The organism is Pseudomonas sp. B16120 (assembly GCF_044218845.1).
Taxonomy (GTDB): Bacteria; Pseudomonadota; Gammaproteobacteria; order Pseudomonadales; family Pseudomonadaceae; genus Aquipseudomonas; species Aquipseudomonas paracarnis.
Map to the genome: position 1 here is coordinate 810,360 of NZ_CP162588.1, position 18,864 is coordinate 829,223.

An 18,864-nucleotide genomic window follows, 5' to 3' on the forward strand; every position below is an offset into this window, starting at 1 on the left:
TGATGGACGCTACTCAAAAGGAGGCCGCACACCGAGCGGCTTCCGATGCTGAACTGATCTGCTGGGTCGACGAGCAGGACCACCTGCTCGGCCACCTGGTCAGGTCCGACCTGCGCCAGCGCGGCTTGATTGGCCGCTGCACGTTTATCTTCCTGTTCAATTCCAAAGGCGAGTTGTGTGTGCACCGGCGCACGCTCAGCAAGGCGTTGTATCCAGGGTATTGGGATACGGCGGCGGGTGGGATGGTGGCCGAAGGTGAGAGTTATGCCGTTTCGGCAGCCCGCGAGCTGGAAGAGGAATTGGGCGTCAGCGGTGTGCCCTTGACCGAACATGACCATTTCTATTTTGAGGATGGCGACAGTCGGCTTTGGTGCAAATCCTACTCTGCCGTCTGGGACGGCCCCCTGCGCCTGCAGCCCGAGGAGGTCATGGAAGCGCGGTTTTTAAGCATCGAAATCATCCAGCAAGAGGCCGAACAAAAGCCCTACTGCCCGGACGCCCAGGAAGGCTTGCGGCGCTATCTGGCCTCGCGTCGCTAAAGTTGCAAAAAATGGCGCCATTTGGCTCTTAGCAAGTCGGCTTTTTGCCGTTACACTGCGCGCCTTTTCACCCGAACCACATTAGCGGTTCGGTAGCGCTGCCCCTGCCTGAGTGGGGCTTCGCGGTCGGTCACCGCCTTGTGCGGCGCCGATCAGTCTTCATCCTCCCAAGAGGATTGCCGGTGGCCAAAAAAGCCGCATCCTTCGCCGCCCTTGGTGGCCTGGTATTTTCCACCGATGCAGGTCGACACTGCCCGGACTGTCGTCAGCCCGTGGATTCGTGCACCTGCAAACAGACCCTGATCCCCGAAGGCGACGGTATTGCCCGCGTGCGTCGCGAGAGCAAAGGCCGTGGCGGCAAGACGGTGACCACCATCACCGGCGTGCCCCTGGCTGAAGAGGCCCTGAAGGAATTGGCCACCTCGCTGAAAAAGCGCTGTGGCACCGGTGGCGCGTTGAAAGACGGGGTTATCGAGATCCAGGGCGATCACGTCGAGTTGCTGTTGGCCGAGCTGATCAAGCTCGGGTACAAGGCCAAGAAGTCCGGCGGCTGAAAGCCTCTTCCCAACCTGTGGCTAAACTCTGTCCTGCCAGTGGGGTCTACTTCCCTTGCAGGCAAATCGTCATTTTCATTCTTTAGACTGCGCCAGCCTCCGCGAGAGGTGGCGCCTTCGCCTTCATTTATAGGGGACTTCGATGTCCGTACGACGCACACGCAAAGACGATGGCAGCCAATGGACAGTTGCGGACAGCCGCAGTGTTTACGGGATTCGCCATTGGGGGGCCGGGTATTTCGCGATCAATGAAGCCGGTCGCGTAGAAGTTCGTCCGAACGGCCCGAACAGCACGCCCGTCGACCTGTACGAGCAAGTCGATGAGCTGCGCAAAAGCGGCCTGTCGTTGCCGCTGTTGGTACGCTTCCCCGATATCCTGCAAGACCGCGTGCGCCAATTGACCGGTGCCTTCGATGCCAACATCGAACGCCTGGAATACCAGAGCAAGTACACCGCGCTGTACCCGATCAAGGTGAACCAGCAAGAAGCGGTGATCGAGAACATCATTGCCACCCAGAACGTCTCCATCGGCCTGGAAGCCGGCTCCAAGCCTGAGCTGCTGGCCGTGCTGGCCCTGGCGCCGAAGGGCGGCACCATCGTCTGCAACGGTTATAAAGACCGTGAGTTCATCCGCCTGGCGCTGATGGGCCAGAAGCTCGGCCACAACGTGTTCATCGTGATCGAGAAAGAGTCCGAGGTGGGGCTGGTGATCGAAGAGGCGGCGAGCCTCAAGGTCAAGCCGCAGGTGGGCCTGCGTGTGCGCCTGTCGTCCCTGGCATCGAGCAAGTGGGCGGACACCGGTGGCGAGAAATCCAAATTCGGCTTATCCGCAGCGCAGCTGCTGTCAGTGGTCGAGCGCTTCCGCGCGGCCGGCCTGGACCAGGGCATCCGCCTGCTGCACTTCCACATGGGCTCGCAGATCGCCAACCTGGCCGACTACCAGCACGGGTTCAAGGAAGCCATTCGTTACTACGGCGAACTGCGCAACCTCGGCCTGCCGGTGGACCACATCGACGTCGGTGGTGGCCTGGGCGTGGACTACGACGGTACCCACTCGCGCAACGCCAGTTCGATCAACTACGACATGGACGACTACGCCGGCGTGGTAGTGGGCATGCTCAAGGAATTCTGCGACGCGCAGAGCCTGCCGCATCCGAACATCTTCTCCGAAAGCGGCCGTTCCCTGACCGCTCACCACGCCATGCTGGTGGTACAGGTCACTGACGTCGAGAAGCACAACGACGAAATCCCGACCATTGAAAACAAGGAAAGCCTGCCCGAAACCGTGCAATGGCTGGTGGACCTGCTGGGCCCGACCGACATCGAGATGGTCACCGAAACCTACTGGCGCGCCACCCACTACATGAGCGATGTGGCGGCCCAGTACGCCGACGGCAAGCTGACCCTGGCCGAAAAAGCCCTGGCCGAACAGTGCTACTTCGCGGTGTGCCGCCGCCTGCACAACTCGTTGAAAGCCCGCCAGCGCTCGCACCGCCAGGTGCTGGACGAACTCAACGACAAGCTGGCCGACAAGTACATCTGCAACTTCTCGGTATTCCAGAGCTTGCCGGATACCTGGGCCATCGGCCAGGTCCTGCCTATTCTGCCGCTGCACCGCCTCGACGAAGAGCCGCTGCGCCGCGCCGTGCTGCAAGACCTGACCTGCGACTCCGACGGCAAGATCAAGCAATACGTCGACGAGCAAAGCATCGAAACCAGCCTGCCGGTTCACGGCTTGAATGAAGGCGAAGATTACCTGCTGGGTATCTTCCTGGTCGGCGCCTATCAGGAAATCCTGGGCGACATGCACAACCTGTTCGGTGACACCGACTCGGTGAACATCTACCAGCGTGAAGACGGTTCGGTGTACAGCGCCGGGATCGAGACCCACGACACCATCGAAGACATGCTGCGCTATGTGCACTTGTCGCCGGAAGAGTTGATGACGCATTACCGGGACAAGTGCGCCAGTGCGAAGATCTCGGCCTCGGAGCGCACCCAGTTCCTGGATGCGTTGCGCCTGGGCCTGACCCGTTCTTCGTACCTGTCCTCGTAATAAAAATGTGGGAGCGGGCTTGCCCGCGATGGCGGAGTGTCAGGCAACCGTTAGGGGGCTGACCCACCGCCATCGCGGGCAAGCCAGCTCCCACATTTGGGTCTGCGTTCCTTCAGTTCCCGCCCAGCCACAGCCCTTGCCGATTCAAGTGCCAGGCAATTGCCCACAGCGTCAGGCTGCGCACCGCCATGAACAGCAGGAAGGTGATCCACAATCCGTGGTTACCCATGCCCTGCAACGTCCAGGCAATCGGCAGTACCAGCAGCACCGTCAGCAACATCCCATTGCGCATCTCCCGTGCGCGCGTTGCGCCGATAAACAAGCCATCGAGCAAATAACTCCACACCGCAATCAACGGCAATACCGCAAGGTAGGGCAGGTAGATATCGGCGGTTTCGCGTACGCTGGGGATATCGGTTTGCATGGCGATAAATAGATGGCCGCCGAAGGTGAACAGCAGGGCGAAGCCGATGCTGGCGATCAGTGACCAACCGCAGGCCACGACCAATGAGCGACGCAACGCCTGCCGGTCACGGGCGCCGATGGCGTGGCCGCAGAGGGCTTCGACCGCGTGGGCCAAGCCATCCAATGCGTGAGCCGTCAGTAACAGGCCGTTAAGCAGCAGCGCATTGGCTGCCACGGTGGCATCGCCCAACCTTGCGCCTTGCACGGTGATCATGAAAAACACCGACTGCAACGCCAGGCTGCGGATGAAGATGTCGCGGTTGACCGCCAGCAACGGGCGCCAGCTTTGCCACAGTTTCAACGCGGCCCAGGCGATATGCCCCGGATAGGCGCGCAGGGCTTTTTGCGTGAGCGCCAGGCCGAGCAGGGCGCCGGTCCATTCCGCGATCACCGAGGCACGGGCGGAGCCGACCACGCCCCAGTCCAGGCCAAGTACAAACCACAGGTTAAGCGCAATGTTGACCAGGTTGGTGGTCAGCAGAATCGCCAACGGCGCCCGCGCATTCTGAGTGCCGAGGAACCAGCCGACCAGCGCATAGCTGGCGAGGGCGGCTGGCAGACCGAACAGACGGGTGTGGAAAAACTCGCGGGTCAGTTGGTTCAGTTCTGGCGAAGGCTGCATCCATTCCAGGGCCAGATGGCTCAAGGGAATGCCCGCGGTGCCCAGCAGCATCGCCAGGCCCAGCGCCAGCAACAAGCCTTGCAACAGGATCTGCCGCAACGCCGCGCCATCGTTGCGCCCGGCGGCTTGGGCGGCGAAGCCGGTGGAGCCCATGCGCAGGAAGCCCATGGCCCAGGCGAGGAATGTATACAGGCTGGCGCCGACAGCCACGGCGCCCAGTTGATGGGCGTGGGGCAGGTGGCCGATGACCATGCTGTCCACCAGGGCCACCAAGGGCACCGAGATATTCGACAGGATCATCGGCGCGGCCAGGGCCCAGACGCGGCGGTGGGTAGGGCGGTGGCGCCAGTCGGACAATAAGGTGGACATGCAGTCTCCTTCGGGGGAGCGGCATTGTACCCGGCCATCAGTTGTACAGCAGGCCCAATGTGGGAGCTGGCTTGCCTGCGATGACGGACTCTTTGCCAACTCATCCGGTGACTGACCCACCGCTATCGCAGGCAAGCCAGCTCCCACATTTTGATCTTGATCGCCAATGGTTGTGGGATTTGGCTTGGCTTCATGCCCCACCAAGAACCAACCGCCCCTCCGTCGGTCAATGTGACCGGTGCCGCAGCGGCTTGGTCGGCGCTGATATATAGTTCACCCCTCGGTTCCCTCTGACTATGAGTTCCCCATGCTTAACAAAGGACTGTTCCTGGCCTGCGCGCTGGCCCTGCTGAGCGCTTGCGATTCTTCCGATAAACCCGCTGCACCGCCTGCGCCCACTGTGGCGGCAGCGCCGAAGCCGGTGAAAGCTGCGGTGGACGTGGCAGCGTTGAAGCAACGCTATGCCGGGCGCGAGCTGAGCGTGGTGGACGTGTCCGAGGTGCAGTTGGACGGGGCCAGCACCTTGTCGGTGAGCTTTTCCATTCCTCTGGATCCGGATCAGAAGTTCGCCGACAAGCTGCACCTGGTAGACAGCAAGTCCGGCAAGGTCGATGGCGCCTGGGAACTGTCCGATAACCTGATGGAATTGCGCCTGCGCCACCTTGAGCCGCAGCGCAAGCTGGTGCTGACCGTGGACGCCGGGGTGAAGGCAGTCAACGGCAACACCCTCGCCGCCGAATACAGCGCCCGCCTGGAAACCCGCGACCTGCAAGCCACCGTCGGCTTCGCCAGCCGCGGCACCCTGTTGCCGACGCGCCTGGCCGAGGGCCTGCCGGTGATCGCGTTGAACGTCGACAAGATCGACGTGGAATTCTTCCGGATCAAACCCGAATTCCTGCCGTCATTCCTGGCGCAGTGGGGGCGTAATACCAGCCTGCAAAGCTATGAGTCCCGTGAACTGCTGCCGATGGCCGAGCTGGTCTACGGCGGGCGTTTCGACCTGAACCCGGCGCGCAATACCCGCGAAACCCTGCTGCTGCCGATTGCCGGCCTCAAGCAGTTGCAGCAGCCGGGCGTGTACCTGGCGGTGATGCGTGCTTCGGGCACCTACAACTATTCGCAACCGGCCACCCTGTTCACCTTGAGTGATATCGGTCTGTCGGTGCACCGCTATGCCAATCGCCTGGATGTGTTTACCCAGGCGTTGGAAGGCGGTAAGGCGCTCAACGGCGTCGAACTGGAAATCCTCGATGCCGAAGGCCGCGTGCTCGGCCAGGGCAAGACCGAAGACGGTGGCCACGCCGAGTTGCCACTGCCGAAAAAAGCCCAGGTGTTACTGGCCAAGCAGGGCGAGCAAACCAGCCTGCTGCGCCTGGATAGCGCCGCGCTGGACCTCGCCGAGTTCGATATCGGCGGGCAGCCCTCTCACCCGTTGCAGTTCTTTGTGTTCGGCCCGCGTGACCTGTATCGCCCCGGCGAAACCGTGCTGCTCAACGCGCTGTTGCGTGACAAGGATGGCAAGGCGGTAAAGCCGCAACCGGTCAGCGTCGAAGTACGGCGCCCGGATGAACAGGTGAGCCGCAAGTTCGTGTGGGAAGCCGACGCGTCCGGCCTGTATCAATACCCGTTGCAACTGGCCGGCGAGGCGCCGACCGGTCGCTGGCAGTTGGTATTCGACCTCGGTGACGGCAAGCCGCAACTGTATGAATTTCTCGTCGAAGACTTCCTGCCCGAACGCCTGGCGCTGGAACTCAAGGGCAGTGACACGGCGTTGAGCCCGGCGGATAACCCGGTCATCCAGGTCAACGGTCGTTACCTCTACGGCGCGCCCGCGTCCGGTAACCGCGTCAGTGGCCAGGTGTACGTGCGCCCACTGCGTGAGGCGGTCAAATCCCTGCCGGGCTACCAGTTCGGTTCCGTCACGGAAGAAGAGCTGAGCCAGGATTTCGAGCTGGACGAAAGCGTACTCGACGCCAATGGCGAGCAAGCGCTGACCCTGGAAAGCAAGTGGGCCGAGGCCAAATCGCCGTTGCAACTGATCGTGCAAGCCAGCCTGCAAGAGTCCGGCGGTCGGCCGATCACCCGGCGCCTGGTGCAGCCGATCTGGCCGGCCGAGCAATTGCCGGGCCTGCGTGGCCTGTTTGATGGCAAGGAAACCAACGGCGATGGCCCGGTGGAATTCGAAGTGCTGGTGGCCAACCAGGACGGTCAGAAACTGGCCGCGCAAGACCTCAAGGTGCGCCTGGTGCGTGAGCGCCGCGACTACTACTGGAACTACTCGGAGAATGACGGCTGGAGCTACCACTTCAACGAGAAATTCCTCAACCTCGATGAGCAGAGCCTGAACATCAAGGCGGGTGACACCGCCAAGGTCAGCTTCCAGGTGGAGTGGGGCCCTTACCGCGTGGAGGTCGAAGATCCGCAGACCGGGCTGGTCAGCAGCCTGCGTTTCTGGGCCGGCTACCAGGCCCAGGACAACACCGAAGGCGGTGCCGTGCGCCCCGACCAGGTCAAGCTGGCGTTGGACAAACCCGCCTATGGCGATGGCGACACCGCCAACGTCACCGTCACGCCACCGGCTGCCGGTAAAGGCTACCTGTTGGTGGAGTCTGCCGAAGGTCCGCTGTGGTGGCAGGAAATCGACGTGCCGGCCGAAGGCAAAAGCTTTGCGGTGAAGCTCGATCCGAAATGGTCGCGCCACGATCTGTATGTAAGCGCCCTGGTGATTCGTCCGGGCGAGCGCAAAGCCAACATCACGCCTAAACGCGCCGTGGGCTTGCTGCACCTGCCGCTGGATCGTACCCAGCGCAAACTCGGCCTGACCCTCACCGCGCCAGAGAAAATGCGCCCCAAACAACCGCTGACGGTGAAGATCGCCGCCAAAAACGCCGATGGCAGCGTGCCCCAACAGGTGCACGTACTGCTGGCGGCGGTGGACGTGGGCATCCTCAATATCACCGAATTCCCAACGCCCGATCCGTACGCCAGCCTGTTTGGCCGCAAAGCCTATGGCGTCGACCAATTCGACATCTATGGGCAACTGATCGAAGCCGGTCAAGGGCGCCTGGCCAGCCTGGCATTTGGTGGCGACGCGGCATTGGCCAAAGGCGGCAAGCGCCCGGACACCAGCGTTACCATCGTCGCCCTGCAAAGCGCCCCGGTGACTCTGAACGACAAAGGCGAGGGTGAAGTCAGCGTCAATATCCCCGACTTCAACGGCGAACTGCGCCTGATGGCCCAAGCCTGGAGCGATGATCGCTACGGTATGGCCGAAGGCAAGACCGTGATCGCCGCCCCGCTGATTGCCGAGTTGTCGGCGCCGCGCTTCCTGGCAGGAGGCGACCAGACCACCCTGGCCCTGGACCTCTCCAACCTGTCGGGCAAGGCCCAGAAACTCGATGTGCAATTGACCGCGCAAGGTCAGCTGCAGTTGGTCAACAGTGGCGCGCAATCGGTTGAGCTCAAGCAAGGTCAGCGCACCACCCTGCGTATTCCGGTACAAGCCTGGGGCGGGCTCGGCCAGGGCAAGGTCACGGTCACCGTCAACGGCCTGGACTTGCCGGGTGAAAACCTGCCGCCGTTCAGCCGCGAATGGACCTTGGGCGTACGCCCGGCGTACCCGGCCTTGCTCAAGCATTACCGCGCAGTGCTCAAGGATCAGCCGTGGAGCTTGCCGTCGGGCGCATTGGATCAATTCGATGCATCGGGACGTGAGGCGTTGTTGAGCCTGTCGAGCCGGCCGCCGTTGAACCTGGGCGCGCAGATCAGTGCACTCAAGGCGTACCCCTACGGTTGCCTGGAGCAAACCGCCAGTGGCTTGTACCCGTCGCTGTACGCCGACGACGCGCTGCTCAAGCGCCTGAGTATCAAGGGCGAGCCGGATGCCGAGCGCAAGCGCAAGATCGAGTTGGGCATTGAGCGCCTGCTGGGCATGCAGCGCTACAACGGCAGCTTTGGTTTGTGGGGCGCCGATGGCGAGGAAGAATATTGGCTGACCGCCTATGTCACCGACTTCCTGCTGCGCGCCCGCGACCAGGGTTTTGCCGTCCCGCCTGAAGCCTTGAAAAAGGCCAGCGAGCGCCTGTTGCGGTATGTGCAGGAACGTAATCTGATCGAGGTGGATTACAGCGACAACGCCGAACACACCCGGTTTGCCGTGCAGGCGTATGCCGGCATGGTGTTGGCGCGCAGTCAGCAGGCGCCATTGGGCGCGTTGCGCAGCCTGTTCGAACGGCGCAGCGACGCACGCTCCGGCTTACCGCTGGTGCAGTTGGCCATTGCCCTGCAGAAAATGGGTGACCAGCCCCGTGCGGATCAGGCGTTGTTGGCCGGCTTGGCGGCGCAGCGCAATGCCAATGAGTGGCTGGCCGACTACGGTAGCCCGCTGCGCGACCAGGCGATGATCCTGGCGTTGCTGGAGGAGAACGACTTGGCCAAGGGCCAGCGCGAGGAGCGGTTGTTCACCTTGTCGGATCAGTTGGCCGCCAGCCCGTACCTGTCGACCCAGGAGCGTAATTCCCTGTTCCTGGCCGGGCGCCTCGGGTTCGCCAAGCCGCAAGCGAACTGGCAAGTGTCGCTCACCGGCAGCGGTGGCGTACGCGAGTTGAACAACCAGCAATCGACGTTGGAGTTGGACGGTAAGTTGTTGTCCAGCGACCTGGCCTTGAGCAATCAGGGTGAAGCGCCGGTGTACCAGCAATTGACGGTCTCGGGTTATCCACAAGTGCCGCCAGCGGCCGGTGGCAACAACCTGAGTATCCGCCGCGAATACCTGGGCATGAACGGCCAGCCGTTGAACCTGCGTAACCTCAACAGCGGTGATCTGGTGCTGGTGCACTTGGCGGTCAGCGCCAAGCAACGGGTGCCGGATGCCCTGGTGGTCGACCTGTTGCCTGCCGGCCTGGAACTGGAAAACCAGAACCTGGCCCAAAGCGCGGCGAGCCTGGAGAACGCCAGCAGCCAGGTGAAGGAGTGGCGTGAGTCGATGCAGAATGCCTCGCTCAAGCATCAGGAGTTCAGGGACGATCGCTATGTGGCCGCGATGAATCTGGATGGCTATGGCACCACGCACTTGCTGTACCTGGCGCGCGCGGTGACACCGGGAACCTACCGCGTGCCGCCGCCGCAGGTAGAGTCGATGTATCGGCCGAACTGGCAGGCGGTGGGCGAGACGCCGGTGGATATGGTGATCAAGGGCCGCTGAAAGACAATGGTTGAATCCCTGTAGGAGCGAGCAAGCTCGCTCCTACAGGGGGAATCGAGCGTTTGCCCGTCAGTGCACAACCCAACTCAGCAACCACAGCCCCAGCATCAGCCAGATGATCCCCACGATAATCGAGGCCCGCATAAAGGCGCGTACCGCCGAGTAGAGGAACAACAACCCGACAATCAGGGTAATGATGCTGATGATCGAGGTGTCCATGCCCAAGGTGCGTGACAGGCCGTCGATAAAGTTGCCGCCGGCGTGGGTCAAGGCCCCGAACAAACCGCTGAGCCCGTCGACGATAAAACGGATGACGGAACCGAGCGCCTGGCCCAACCATTCGAAAAAGCTTTCTACCTGCATGTGCGTGTCCTGATGAGAAGGTGGGCGTAACTGTGCCTTTGGTTGTCGATAACGCAGGCGAGTTCCCTGCAAGCATAGAGGTTTGCCCGTTTGAGTTTTAGTTTAATCACGTCCGAATGTACGCGGCCCAATGTGGGAGTTGGCTTGCCGGCGATAGCGGTGGGGCAGTTGTGGATAAGTTGACTGATCCTGCGCTATCGCAGGCAAGCCAGCTCCCACAGTTATTGCGCTGGGCTTTGGGTTGTGTGGTGTTGGTGGTTGCCCTGCTATGGCTGGCCGATCGTATCTGGCCCTTGCCCCTGCCTCAGGACGACCTGGCCCGGGTAGTGCTGGCCGAAGATGGCACCCCCCTGTGGCGATTCGCCGATGCCGATGGCGTATGGCGCTACCCGGTACACACCAGCGAAGTATCGCCTTATTACCTCGACGCGTTGCTCACCTATGAAGACCGTTGGTTCTACCAACACCCCGGCGTAAACCCGTTGGCGCTGGTGCGTGCGACCTGGCAAAACCTGAGCGGCGCGCGGGTGGTGTCCGGCGGCAGCACTTTGTCGATGCAGGTTGCGCGCCTGCTCGACCCACATTCACGCACCCTGCACGGCAAGTTACGCCAGCTGTGGCGTACCGCGCAGCTGGAGTGGCACCTGTCCAAGGACGAAATCCTCAACCTGTACCTGAACCGCGCACCTTTCGGCGGCACGCTGCAGGGCGTGGCGGCGGCAAGCTGGGCGTACCTGGGCAAGTCACCGTCTCAGCTGACTCACGCCGAAGCCGCGTTGCTCGCGGTGTTGCCCCAGGCGCCAAGCCGTTTGCGCCCGGACCGTCATCCGCAGCGCGCCCAGGAGGCCCGCGACAAAGTGCTGCGCCGCCTGGCCGAGTTTCAGGTATGGCCGCAATCGGCGGTTGATGAAGCCCTGGAAGAACCCCTGCTGCTCGCCCCACGTTTGGAACCTAGCCTGGCGCCTCTGCTCGCACGCCGGCTGAACCGCCCCGACAGCCCGCCGCTGATTCGCACCACCCTGGATGCCACCTTGCAACGCCGTCTGGAAGACCTGTTGCTGGGCTGGCGCGCACGCCTGCCGGAACACACCTCGGCGGCCATCCTGGTGGTGGAAGAAGAAAGCATGGCGGTGCGCGCCTACCTGGGGTCGGTGGATATCAACGACACCAAGCGCTTTGGCCATGTGGACATGATCAGCGCGCTGCGTTCGCCCGGTTCAACCTTGAAACCTTTTCTCTACGGGATGGCGTTGGACGACGGCCTGATTCACTCTGAATCCCTCTTGCAGGATGTGCCTCGACGCTATGGTGACTACCGCCCTGGCAACTTTTCCATGGGCTTTACCGGGGCAGTGCCGGCGAGCACGGCGTTGTCCAGCTCGTTGAACCTGCCGGCGGTGCAACTGCTGGAAGCCTACGGGCCCAAGCGCTTTGCCGCGCAGATGCGCATCGGTGGCGTGCCGTTGGCGTTGCCGGCATTGGCCGAGCCGAACCTGGCGCTGATCCTCGGCGGTGCGGGCAGTCGCCTGGAGGACCTGGTGAGTGGCTACAGCGCCCTGGCCCGCGATGGCAAGAGCGCCACCCTGCGGTTGCAACCGGACGATGCGCTCAGGGAGCGGCCGTTGCTGTCGCCCGGCGCCGCGTGGATTGTGCGGCGCATCCTCAGCGGCCAGGCGCGGCCCGACCGCGACCCGCGTGCCGAGCTGGTCCAACGCCCGGTGCTGGCGTGGAAGACCGGTACCAGCTACGGCTTTCGCGATGCCTGGGCGATTGGCGTAGGCCCGCGTTACCTGATCGGCGTATGGATCGGCCGGCCCGATGGCACGCCGGTACCCGGGCAATTCGGCCTGGCGTCGGCAGCGCCGTTGATGCTGCAGGTGCACGACGTGCTGACCAACCGCGACAGCCAGCGCGGCATCAGTGCGCCGGTCAAACCGGTGCCTGCCAATATCGGCGTGGCGGCGATCTGTTGGCCGCTGGGCCAGCCCATGAGCCGCAGCGACCCCAACTGCCGCCGCCAGCGTTTTGCCTGGACCCTGGACAACACCACGCCGCCGACCTTGCAGGCATTGGATCAACCCTTGAGTGTGGGCTTGATGGAAAGCATCTGGGTTAACACCAAAGGCTTGCGGGTCGATGCCCATTGTCCTGGCGCAACCTCCAAAAGCATTGCCCTATGGCCGGCACCGCTGGAGCCTTGGTTACCCAGGGTTGAACGCCGCGAAGCGCGCATCCCGCCGGCTGACCCGGACTGCCCGCCACCGGCGCTGGCCGCGTCATCGCCGTTGTCCATCGTAGGCGTACGCGAGGGCGATCAATTGCGTCTGCCCGCTGCCAGTCAGCAAGCCTTGCGCCTGAACATCTCCGCCCTGGGCGGCAGTGGCCGGCGTTGGTGGTTCCTCAATGGTGCGCCGTTGGGCGACAGCGCCAATCAGGACAGCATCAATGCCAGTTTTGAACGGCTGGGCCGCTATCAGCTCAGCGTATTGGATGAAGCCGGTCAAACCGCCAGGCTCGAATTCAGCGTTGTCGACTGATCGCTGATCGTTCCCACGCTCTGCGTGGGAACGCCGCCTGGGACGCTCCGCGTCCCGTCATGGGGTAAGCTATACCCATTCAGGAGCCCGCGCATGAACCTCGAACACCTCACCGAACGGCTGCACCGCATCCGCGATACCAATGACTGGAAACAGTTTCACAGCCCGAAAAACCTGGCCATGGCTGCCAGCGTGGAAATGGCCGAGCTGGTGGAAATCTTCCAATGGCTCACCGAAGACCAATCCCGCCAACTGCCCGCCGATAAACTCGCCCATGCGGGCCAGGAGGTCGGTGATATCGTCCTGTACCTGCTGCTGCTGTGCAGTGAACTGGGCCTGGATATGAACGAAGTGGTGCGCGCCAAACTGGCCGATAGCGAACGGCGGTTTGCCCATGAGTGATCGTCATTTCGACCAGTTGGCCACGCGCTTTGCCGAAAAAATCTACGGCGGCGCCAAGGGCGCGATTCGCCTTGCGGTGCTCCAGGCCGACCTGGTAGAAGCCTTGCCGCAACGCCCATTGCGCGTGCTGGATATCGGTGCAGGCCTGGGGCATATGTCGCTGTGGCTGGCCGAGCAGGGCCACGAGGTAACCCTGGCCGAACCCGCTGCGCCGATGCTTGAAGGGGCGCGTCAGCGCTTTGCTGACGCCGGCCAGACCGCGACCTTTATTCATGCACCGTGGCAGGACTTGCTCGGCCAACTCACCGAGCCTTACGATCTGGTGCTGTGCCATGCCGTGCTGGAGTGGTTGGCCGAGCCCCACGCCATCCTGCCGGTGCTGCACCAACTGACGCTGCCGGGGGGCTGGTTGTCCCTGGCCTTCTACAACCGTGATGCGTTGATCTACCGCAACCTGCTCAAAGGCCACTTCCGCAAAATGCGCAAGAACGACATGGCCGGCGAAAAGCAGAGCCTGACGCCGCAACAACCCCTGGACCCACGGGAGTTGGCGACGCAACTCGAAGGGCTGTGGCAGGTCGAAAGCCAAAGTGGCGTGCGGGTGTTCCACGACTATATGCCGGTGGAATTCCAGGCGCGCGCCAACCTGCAGGACTTGTTGGAGATGGAGCTCGCTCACCGTCGTCACCCAAGCTTTGCCGGGCTTGGGCGATATTTGCACTGGATCTGCCGCCCGGTTTAAGCGGCCCAGCGTGGGAGGTCGACATGCGTCGTCTCGGTTTAATCCTGTTGTCTTTAGGTCTTGGGGCTTGTTCGAGCCCCAACCCTTACGTCGCCAGTTCGGCACCGATGCCGCCGGCGCCCGCCCAGGCAGCCACTACCTTTGATGCCAGCGCTTACCCCGCGCCGGTACGCGACTATGGCGCCTACCGCAGTTGGGGCTGGCTCAACGGCCAGTTGCCGGCGGGTACGGCCTGGGCCGATTCGGCGCAGATTGCCGAGGCGGTCAGCAGCGCTCTCGACCAGCGTGGCTTGCGTCCCTTGCATGACAAGCGTGCGCCCGACCTGCTGGTGAGCGCTGATGTACGCCTGGAAAAACGCCTGCGCCAGGTCCAGGATGATTACGGGTATGGCTACGGTGGCTACAACCGTTATGGCAATGGTTATGGCATGTACAACAGCGTGCCTGTGGTGCGTACCTATGAAGTGACAGTGGCCGTGGCGCGTATCAGCCTGTTCGATGCACGCACCCGCCAGCCGGTGTGGAGCACCAGCGCCGAAACCACCAGCCAGGGCAGCCTGAGCGAACGCGCCGATAGCTTGCGCAAGGCGATGCAGAAGGCAATGGCCGCCTATCCGCCCAGTTAGCAGCTATTCTCATTACAGGCCCACGTTGTTTTTTGGAGAACACCATGCTTCGTCGCATCGCTGCACTCGCTGTTGTCATGTTGCTGGGCGGTTGCCAGAGCAACCAGGTCAACCATGATTTCGACGCCAGCCGAGACTTCGGCGCCTATCGCAATTGGGCCTGGAAAGACCCGGCGTTGCAGTACCGTCCCGATGACCCGCGAATCAAGAGCGACCTCACCGAGCAACGCATCCGCCAGGCCGTGGGCGAACAGCTGGATCAGCGCGGTTTGCGTCCTGCGGCGGCGGGTACCAAGGCAGACCTGAATGTGCAGGCCTATTTGATTGTCGAAGACCGCCAGCAGCAAGTCACCACCAACTATGGCGGTGCCTGGGGCGGCCCGTGGAATGGTTATTGGGGCGCGCCGATGTACAACGAAACGCGCAATATCACCTACAAAGTGGCGACCATCCAGATCGACCTGCTCGACGGCAAGGACGGCAAACTGGTGTGGCGCGGCAGCGACGAACAAATGATGGCCAGCACGCCAAACCCCGAGGATCGCAACAAGGCCATCCGCAGCACTGTGACCAAGATCCTCTCCAACTACCCGCCGCGCTGATCACCCCCTCTCACCCCTGTGGGAGCTGGCTCGCGAAAGCGGTGTGTCAGTCACTGCTTCAGTTACTGCACTACCGCTTTCGCAGGCAAGCCAGCTCCCACATTTGATCTTCAGTGTTTTGAGCATAGCGTTCGCTTAGCTGAGTTGTATTAGGGGGCCGACATTCAGGGCATCTCCGCCAGTCGCCAATGTGGCGAGTTGCCAGCAACCTGTCGAAGCCTTGTCTACACTCCAGTGCAACGGAGAGTTAGCGCAGGAGTGCTTCGATGTCTCCCCGATTCGGTTCCAGACAGCATGGTGCAATAGGCTTGATGGCGGCAGGCACCTTGGCCTTGGCTCTGGTGTTTACGTTGCTGGCGGTCGACAGCGGGCGCTTGTATCTGGAAAAGCGCAAGCTGCAATCCGTCGCCGATACCTCGGCGTTGGAGGCAGCCGGTCTCGGTGGCCAATGCGGCACTAACACCACCGCCAACGCCTATGCCACGCAAAATGCGGCGCGCAACGGTTTTGTGGTCGGTAATGGCAGCACCCTGGCGGTGACATGCGGCACCCTGGCGACCAACGCCCTCAACACCCGTGTGTTCAGCGCCGATGCCACCAAGAGTGACGCAATCCGCGTGGTGGCCTCGCGCACCGTCCTGACCAGCATCGCCAATGGCCTGTGGAACCTGTTCAGCGGCGCGCCGATCAACCCGCAGATCAACTTGAGCGCCACCGCCGTCGCGGCGACACCGCCGCCCGTGGCGCAGTTGTCGATCCGCAGCAGCCTGGCCAGCGTCGATTCAGGCAAATCCCCGCTGCTCAACCTGGTGATCGGCAACCTGCTCGGCGGCAACCTTTCGCTCACGGCGGCGGGTTGGAACGGCTTGCTGCAGACCAACGTCAACCTGCTCAGTTACCTCGACCAACTAGCGATCAACCTGAACGTGAAGGCCGGTGACTACGATGCCTTGCTCAGTACCGCGGTCTCGGCGACTCAACTGATCGACGCTGCTGTGAAGGTCTTGCAGAAAAACGGCGCGGCGGCCACGGCAGTCATCAATGACGTGATTTCGATTCAAGCCATTGCACCTAACAGCAAGCTGTTAACGGTGGGAGACCTGGTCGACATCGCCACCGGCACGCCGACAGCGGCGCTGAACAGCAACGTGCAATTGTTTCAACTGCTGGAAGCGGTAGCGCAGTTGTCCAGTAGCAAGAATGCGGTGAGTGCGGCGGCGCAACTGAACATTCCGTTGGTCGGTAACGTTTCGATCCAGACTAAAGTGATTGAGCCACCGCAGCTGTCGGCGATTGGCAATCCGTTGTTGGCCAAGGAAGGTTTGAAAAAGAGCCCGCCGACCGATCAGATTTTTGTACGCACTGCGCAAGTGCGGACTTTGGTGTCTGTTCAACTGCCCGTGCTGAACGGTATCAATGGATTGACGTCTGCGGTCTCCGCTATAACGACGCCGGTGACAGGTGTCGTGAATAACTTGCTGCATTTAAACTTGGTGAGCCTGCTGGATCCACTCTTGTGCCTGATTTTAAAGCCTTGTGACCATACGGATGTTCAGTTGTTGAGCGGCCTGGACATCAATATCGAGGTGGCGAGCGCGAAGAGTCATGTCACGGATTTCAATTGTGCGAGCAATGCGGCGAAATCACTGACCGTTCAGGTTGAGACTGCGCTTGCAGATGTGTCGGTAGGGAAAGTGGATCCGGTACAGGCATTTTCCTCAGCAGTGGAAGCTGATGTGAAACCAGTAGCACTTGTTGATATCGGTGTGCAGACATGCAAGGGAATATTCGGCTGTGGCCCACGTAAGGCTGGTGTAGGTGGGAGCTTATCCTTATCGGTTGTTCACGCAAAGGTTGGCGGGGGGGAGCAAGCTCTAGTGTTTTCTCCAGTCAACGATATGAATCTGACACCCACTTATAAATCTGTTCCTCCCTCGACAGAAGTGGTCAAAGGATTGGTCAATACCTTAGGGGCTATTCAAGTGAATTACGTTCCCCCAGCCGGAAGCTCTCCGGGTGGAATCCTGCCGGCGGTCTCGGGTTTACTCTCCACCATCACCAATACGCTGGTCACCGCGATCAAAAGCGTATTGTCGCCAATACTAGACCCGATTGTGGATGGCTTGCTCAGCGCCTTGGGCATTAACCTGGGCAACGCCGAAGTCGGCGCCAATCTCACCTGCCATATGGGCCGGGCTTATCTGGTGATTTAGCCTGTTGGTCTATCTGACGCACCGCGTTCCAAATGTGGGAGCTGGCTTGCCTGCGATAGCGGCCTGCCAGTCGACACAGTTATACCTATACCGAATACATATCCACCTGCGGTAACGGCCGCTTAGGGTTCCGCTTTTACAGCCAGCCCTTTCAAGGTCTTCTGTAAAATCCCCTGAAATTCATTCAGGGGGTACCTAAACGATGTGGGCGGAAGTTCTAGCGCGTTTCGAGAAAAAAGCACCTGCCAGTGTCATGGCCAAACTGGCGCTGCAGCAGGCTATTGCCCCCGAGTGGATTGATCAGGTTTTCGAAGAACACCGGCAACGGCAGTATTCTCGTGAGCTATTGTTCTCGACCATCATCAAGCTAATGTCCCTTGTTTCATTGGGCTTGAAGCCATCTCTGCACGCCGCCGCGCGACAACTGGAGGACCTTCCGGTCAGCCTGGCGGCTCTCTACGACAAGATCAGTCGTACCGAGCCTGCTCTGTTGCGCGCCCTGATTACGGGCTGTGCACAGCGCCTGGCTCCAACCATCCGGGAGCTGGGCTGCACGGCGATGCTGCCGGGTTGGCAGGTTCGGGTAGTGGACGGTAATCATCTGGCATCCACTGAAAAACGTCTGGGAGCTTTACGCAACGAGCGCGGCGCCGCTCGTCCCGGTTTTTCGGTTGTTGCATACGATCCCGATCTGGATCAGGTCGTCGACCTTCAGGCGTGTGAGGATGCCTACGCAAGCGAGCGCGTTTGTGTGCTGCCTTTATTGGCCAATGCCGAGCCAGGCCAAGTGTGGCTGGCTGACCGGCTTTATTGCACGCTCCCGGTTATGGAGGCTTGTGAGCAAGTCCAAACTTGCTTTGTCATTCGTCAGCAAGCCAAGCATCCACGCTTGATTCAAGAGGGTGAGTGGCAAGAGCCAGTACCTGTGGAAACTGGCACTGTGCGTGAGCAGATCATCCAGGTCAAAGGCGGTTACCAATGTCGGCGTGTCGAACTGACGCTTCATTCGCCAACGGACTCCGGCGACAGCAGCTTGATGTTCTGGAGCAACCTGCCTGAGAGCGTCAGTGCGCAACAGATCGCCGAACTGTATCGCCGCCGCTGGAGCATTGAAGGTATGTTCCAGCGACTGGAAGCGATCCTGGAAAGTGAGATCGAAACCCTTGGCAGCCCAAAGGCTGCCTTACTGGGGTTCGCAACGGCGGTATTGGCTTACAACGTCCTGGCTGTTCTCAAACGCAGTGTTGAACAAGCTCATCGGGATACCCAGCCTGAAGGATGGGAAGCCTCGATTTACCATTTAGCGGTTCAGGTCAGGAGTGGATATGAGGGAATGCAGATTGCGCTGCCCTCGGAACATTTTCCTGTCATTCCGTTGGAAAAACTGGCTCAGCACTTATTGGCGCTTGCCAGAAATATCCAACCTAAACAAGTTGCGAAAAGCCCCCGTGGCCCCAAGGTACCCAAGCCCAAAACATGGGTTAAAGGCACCGCGGTGAATGCGCATGTTTCAACGGACCGGATAATCAAGGCTGCCAAGACGAAAAGACCTTGAAAGGGCTGGCTTTTAC

At 61.3% G+C, this 18,864-nt stretch carries 13 protein-coding genes; 11 read left to right on the plus strand and 2 right to left on the minus strand.

All coding sequences use genetic code 11. The annotated features are described in order from the left end of the window. Nucleotides 1–2: 2 nt before the first annotated feature. The 3 genes from AB4P90_RS03975 (at nt 3) to speA (ending at nt 3,149) form a co-directional block, all read left to right on the plus strand. On the plus strand, nt 3–539 hold the full coding sequence (locus AB4P90_RS03975; protein ID WP_014716735.1) for an NUDIX hydrolase: 537 nt from the start codon (nt 3–5) through the stop codon (nt 537–539). A gap of 182 nt (nt 540–721) precedes the next feature. Beyond that, nucleotides 722–1,093 carry a translation initiation factor Sui1 gene (locus tag AB4P90_RS03980; RefSeq protein ID WP_003188201.1) on the plus strand — a complete coding sequence of 124 codons (372 nt, stop codon included), beginning with the start codon at nt 722–724 and terminating at the stop codon, nt 1,091–1,093. Between the two features lie 142 nt (nt 1,094–1,235). Then, nucleotides 1,236–3,149 (plus strand): arginine decarboxylase, encoded by a 1,914-nt coding sequence (speA, locus tag AB4P90_RS03985; RefSeq protein WP_003188203.1) that lies wholly within the window; start codon nt 1,236–1,238, stop codon nt 3,147–3,149. A gap of 112 nt (nt 3,150–3,261) precedes the next feature. Here speA and AB4P90_RS03990 read toward each other — a convergent pair whose 3' ends face one another. Beyond that, nucleotides 3,262–4,605: an MATE family efflux transporter gene (locus AB4P90_RS03990; RefSeq protein WP_395605675.1), complete on the minus strand. Its 1,344-nt coding sequence runs from the start codon at nt 4,603–4,605 to the stop codon at nt 3,262–3,264. 307 nt (nt 4,606–4,912) lie between these two features. Between AB4P90_RS03990 and AB4P90_RS03995 the strand changes: the two genes are divergently transcribed. Then, nucleotides 4,913–9,808 (plus strand): alpha-2-macroglobulin family protein, encoded by a 4,896-nt coding sequence (locus tag AB4P90_RS03995; protein WP_395605676.1) that lies wholly within the window; start codon nt 4,913–4,915, stop codon nt 9,806–9,808. A 69-nt stretch (nt 9,809–9,877) separates the two neighbouring features. Here the strand turns inward: AB4P90_RS03995 and AB4P90_RS04000 are convergent, their stop codons facing one another. Beyond that, nucleotides 9,878–10,171, minus strand: a complete 294-nt coding sequence (locus tag AB4P90_RS04000; protein WP_003188208.1) for a hypothetical protein — start codon at nt 10,169–10,171, stop codon at nt 9,878–9,880. A gap of 245 nt (nt 10,172–10,416) precedes the next feature. On the opposite strand from AB4P90_RS04000, the gene pbpC reads away from it, so the two are divergent. The 7 genes from pbpC (at nt 10,417) to AB4P90_RS04035 (ending at nt 18,848) form a co-directional block, all read left to right on the plus strand. Beyond that, nucleotides 10,417–12,708, plus strand: coding sequence for a peptidoglycan glycosyltransferase PbpC (pbpC, locus tag AB4P90_RS04005; RefSeq protein WP_395606083.1), 2,292 nt, complete (start codon nt 10,417–10,419; stop codon nt 12,706–12,708). A gap of 93 nt (nt 12,709–12,801) precedes the next feature. Further along, entirely contained in the window at nt 12,802–13,110 is a 309-nt protein-coding gene (locus AB4P90_RS04010) for a MazG-like family protein (RefSeq protein WP_003188211.1), read from the plus strand. Continuing rightward, the gene (locus tag AB4P90_RS04015) at nt 13,103–13,852 is read left to right on the plus strand and encodes a methyltransferase (protein ID WP_014716739.1); all 750 of its coding nucleotides are present in this window, start codon (nt 13,103–13,105) and stop codon (nt 13,850–13,852) included. Before AB4P90_RS04010 ends, AB4P90_RS04015 begins: the two co-directional genes overlap by 8 nt. Before the next feature lie 23 nt (nt 13,853–13,875). Then, nucleotides 13,876–14,478 (plus strand): DUF4136 domain-containing protein, encoded by a 603-nt coding sequence (locus tag AB4P90_RS04020; RefSeq protein ID WP_014716740.1) that lies wholly within the window; start codon nt 13,876–13,878, stop codon nt 14,476–14,478. Between the two features lie 44 nt (nt 14,479–14,522). Further along, nucleotides 14,523–15,080, plus strand: a complete 558-nt coding sequence (locus tag AB4P90_RS04025) for a DUF4136 domain-containing protein (protein ID WP_014716741.1) — start codon at nt 14,523–14,525, stop codon at nt 15,078–15,080. Nucleotides 15,081–15,346: 266 nt separating this feature from the next. After that, the gene (locus AB4P90_RS04030) at nt 15,347–17,293 is read left to right on the plus strand and encodes a pilus assembly protein TadG-related protein (protein WP_395605677.1); all 1,947 of its coding nucleotides are present in this window, start codon (nt 15,347–15,349) and stop codon (nt 17,291–17,293) included. A gap of 253 nt (nt 17,294–17,546) precedes the next feature. Continuing rightward, nucleotides 17,547–18,848 (plus strand): IS4 family transposase, encoded by a 1,302-nt coding sequence (locus tag AB4P90_RS04035; protein ID WP_074059269.1) that lies wholly within the window; start codon nt 17,547–17,549, stop codon nt 18,846–18,848. Nucleotides 18,849–18,864: the final 16 nt, after the last annotated feature.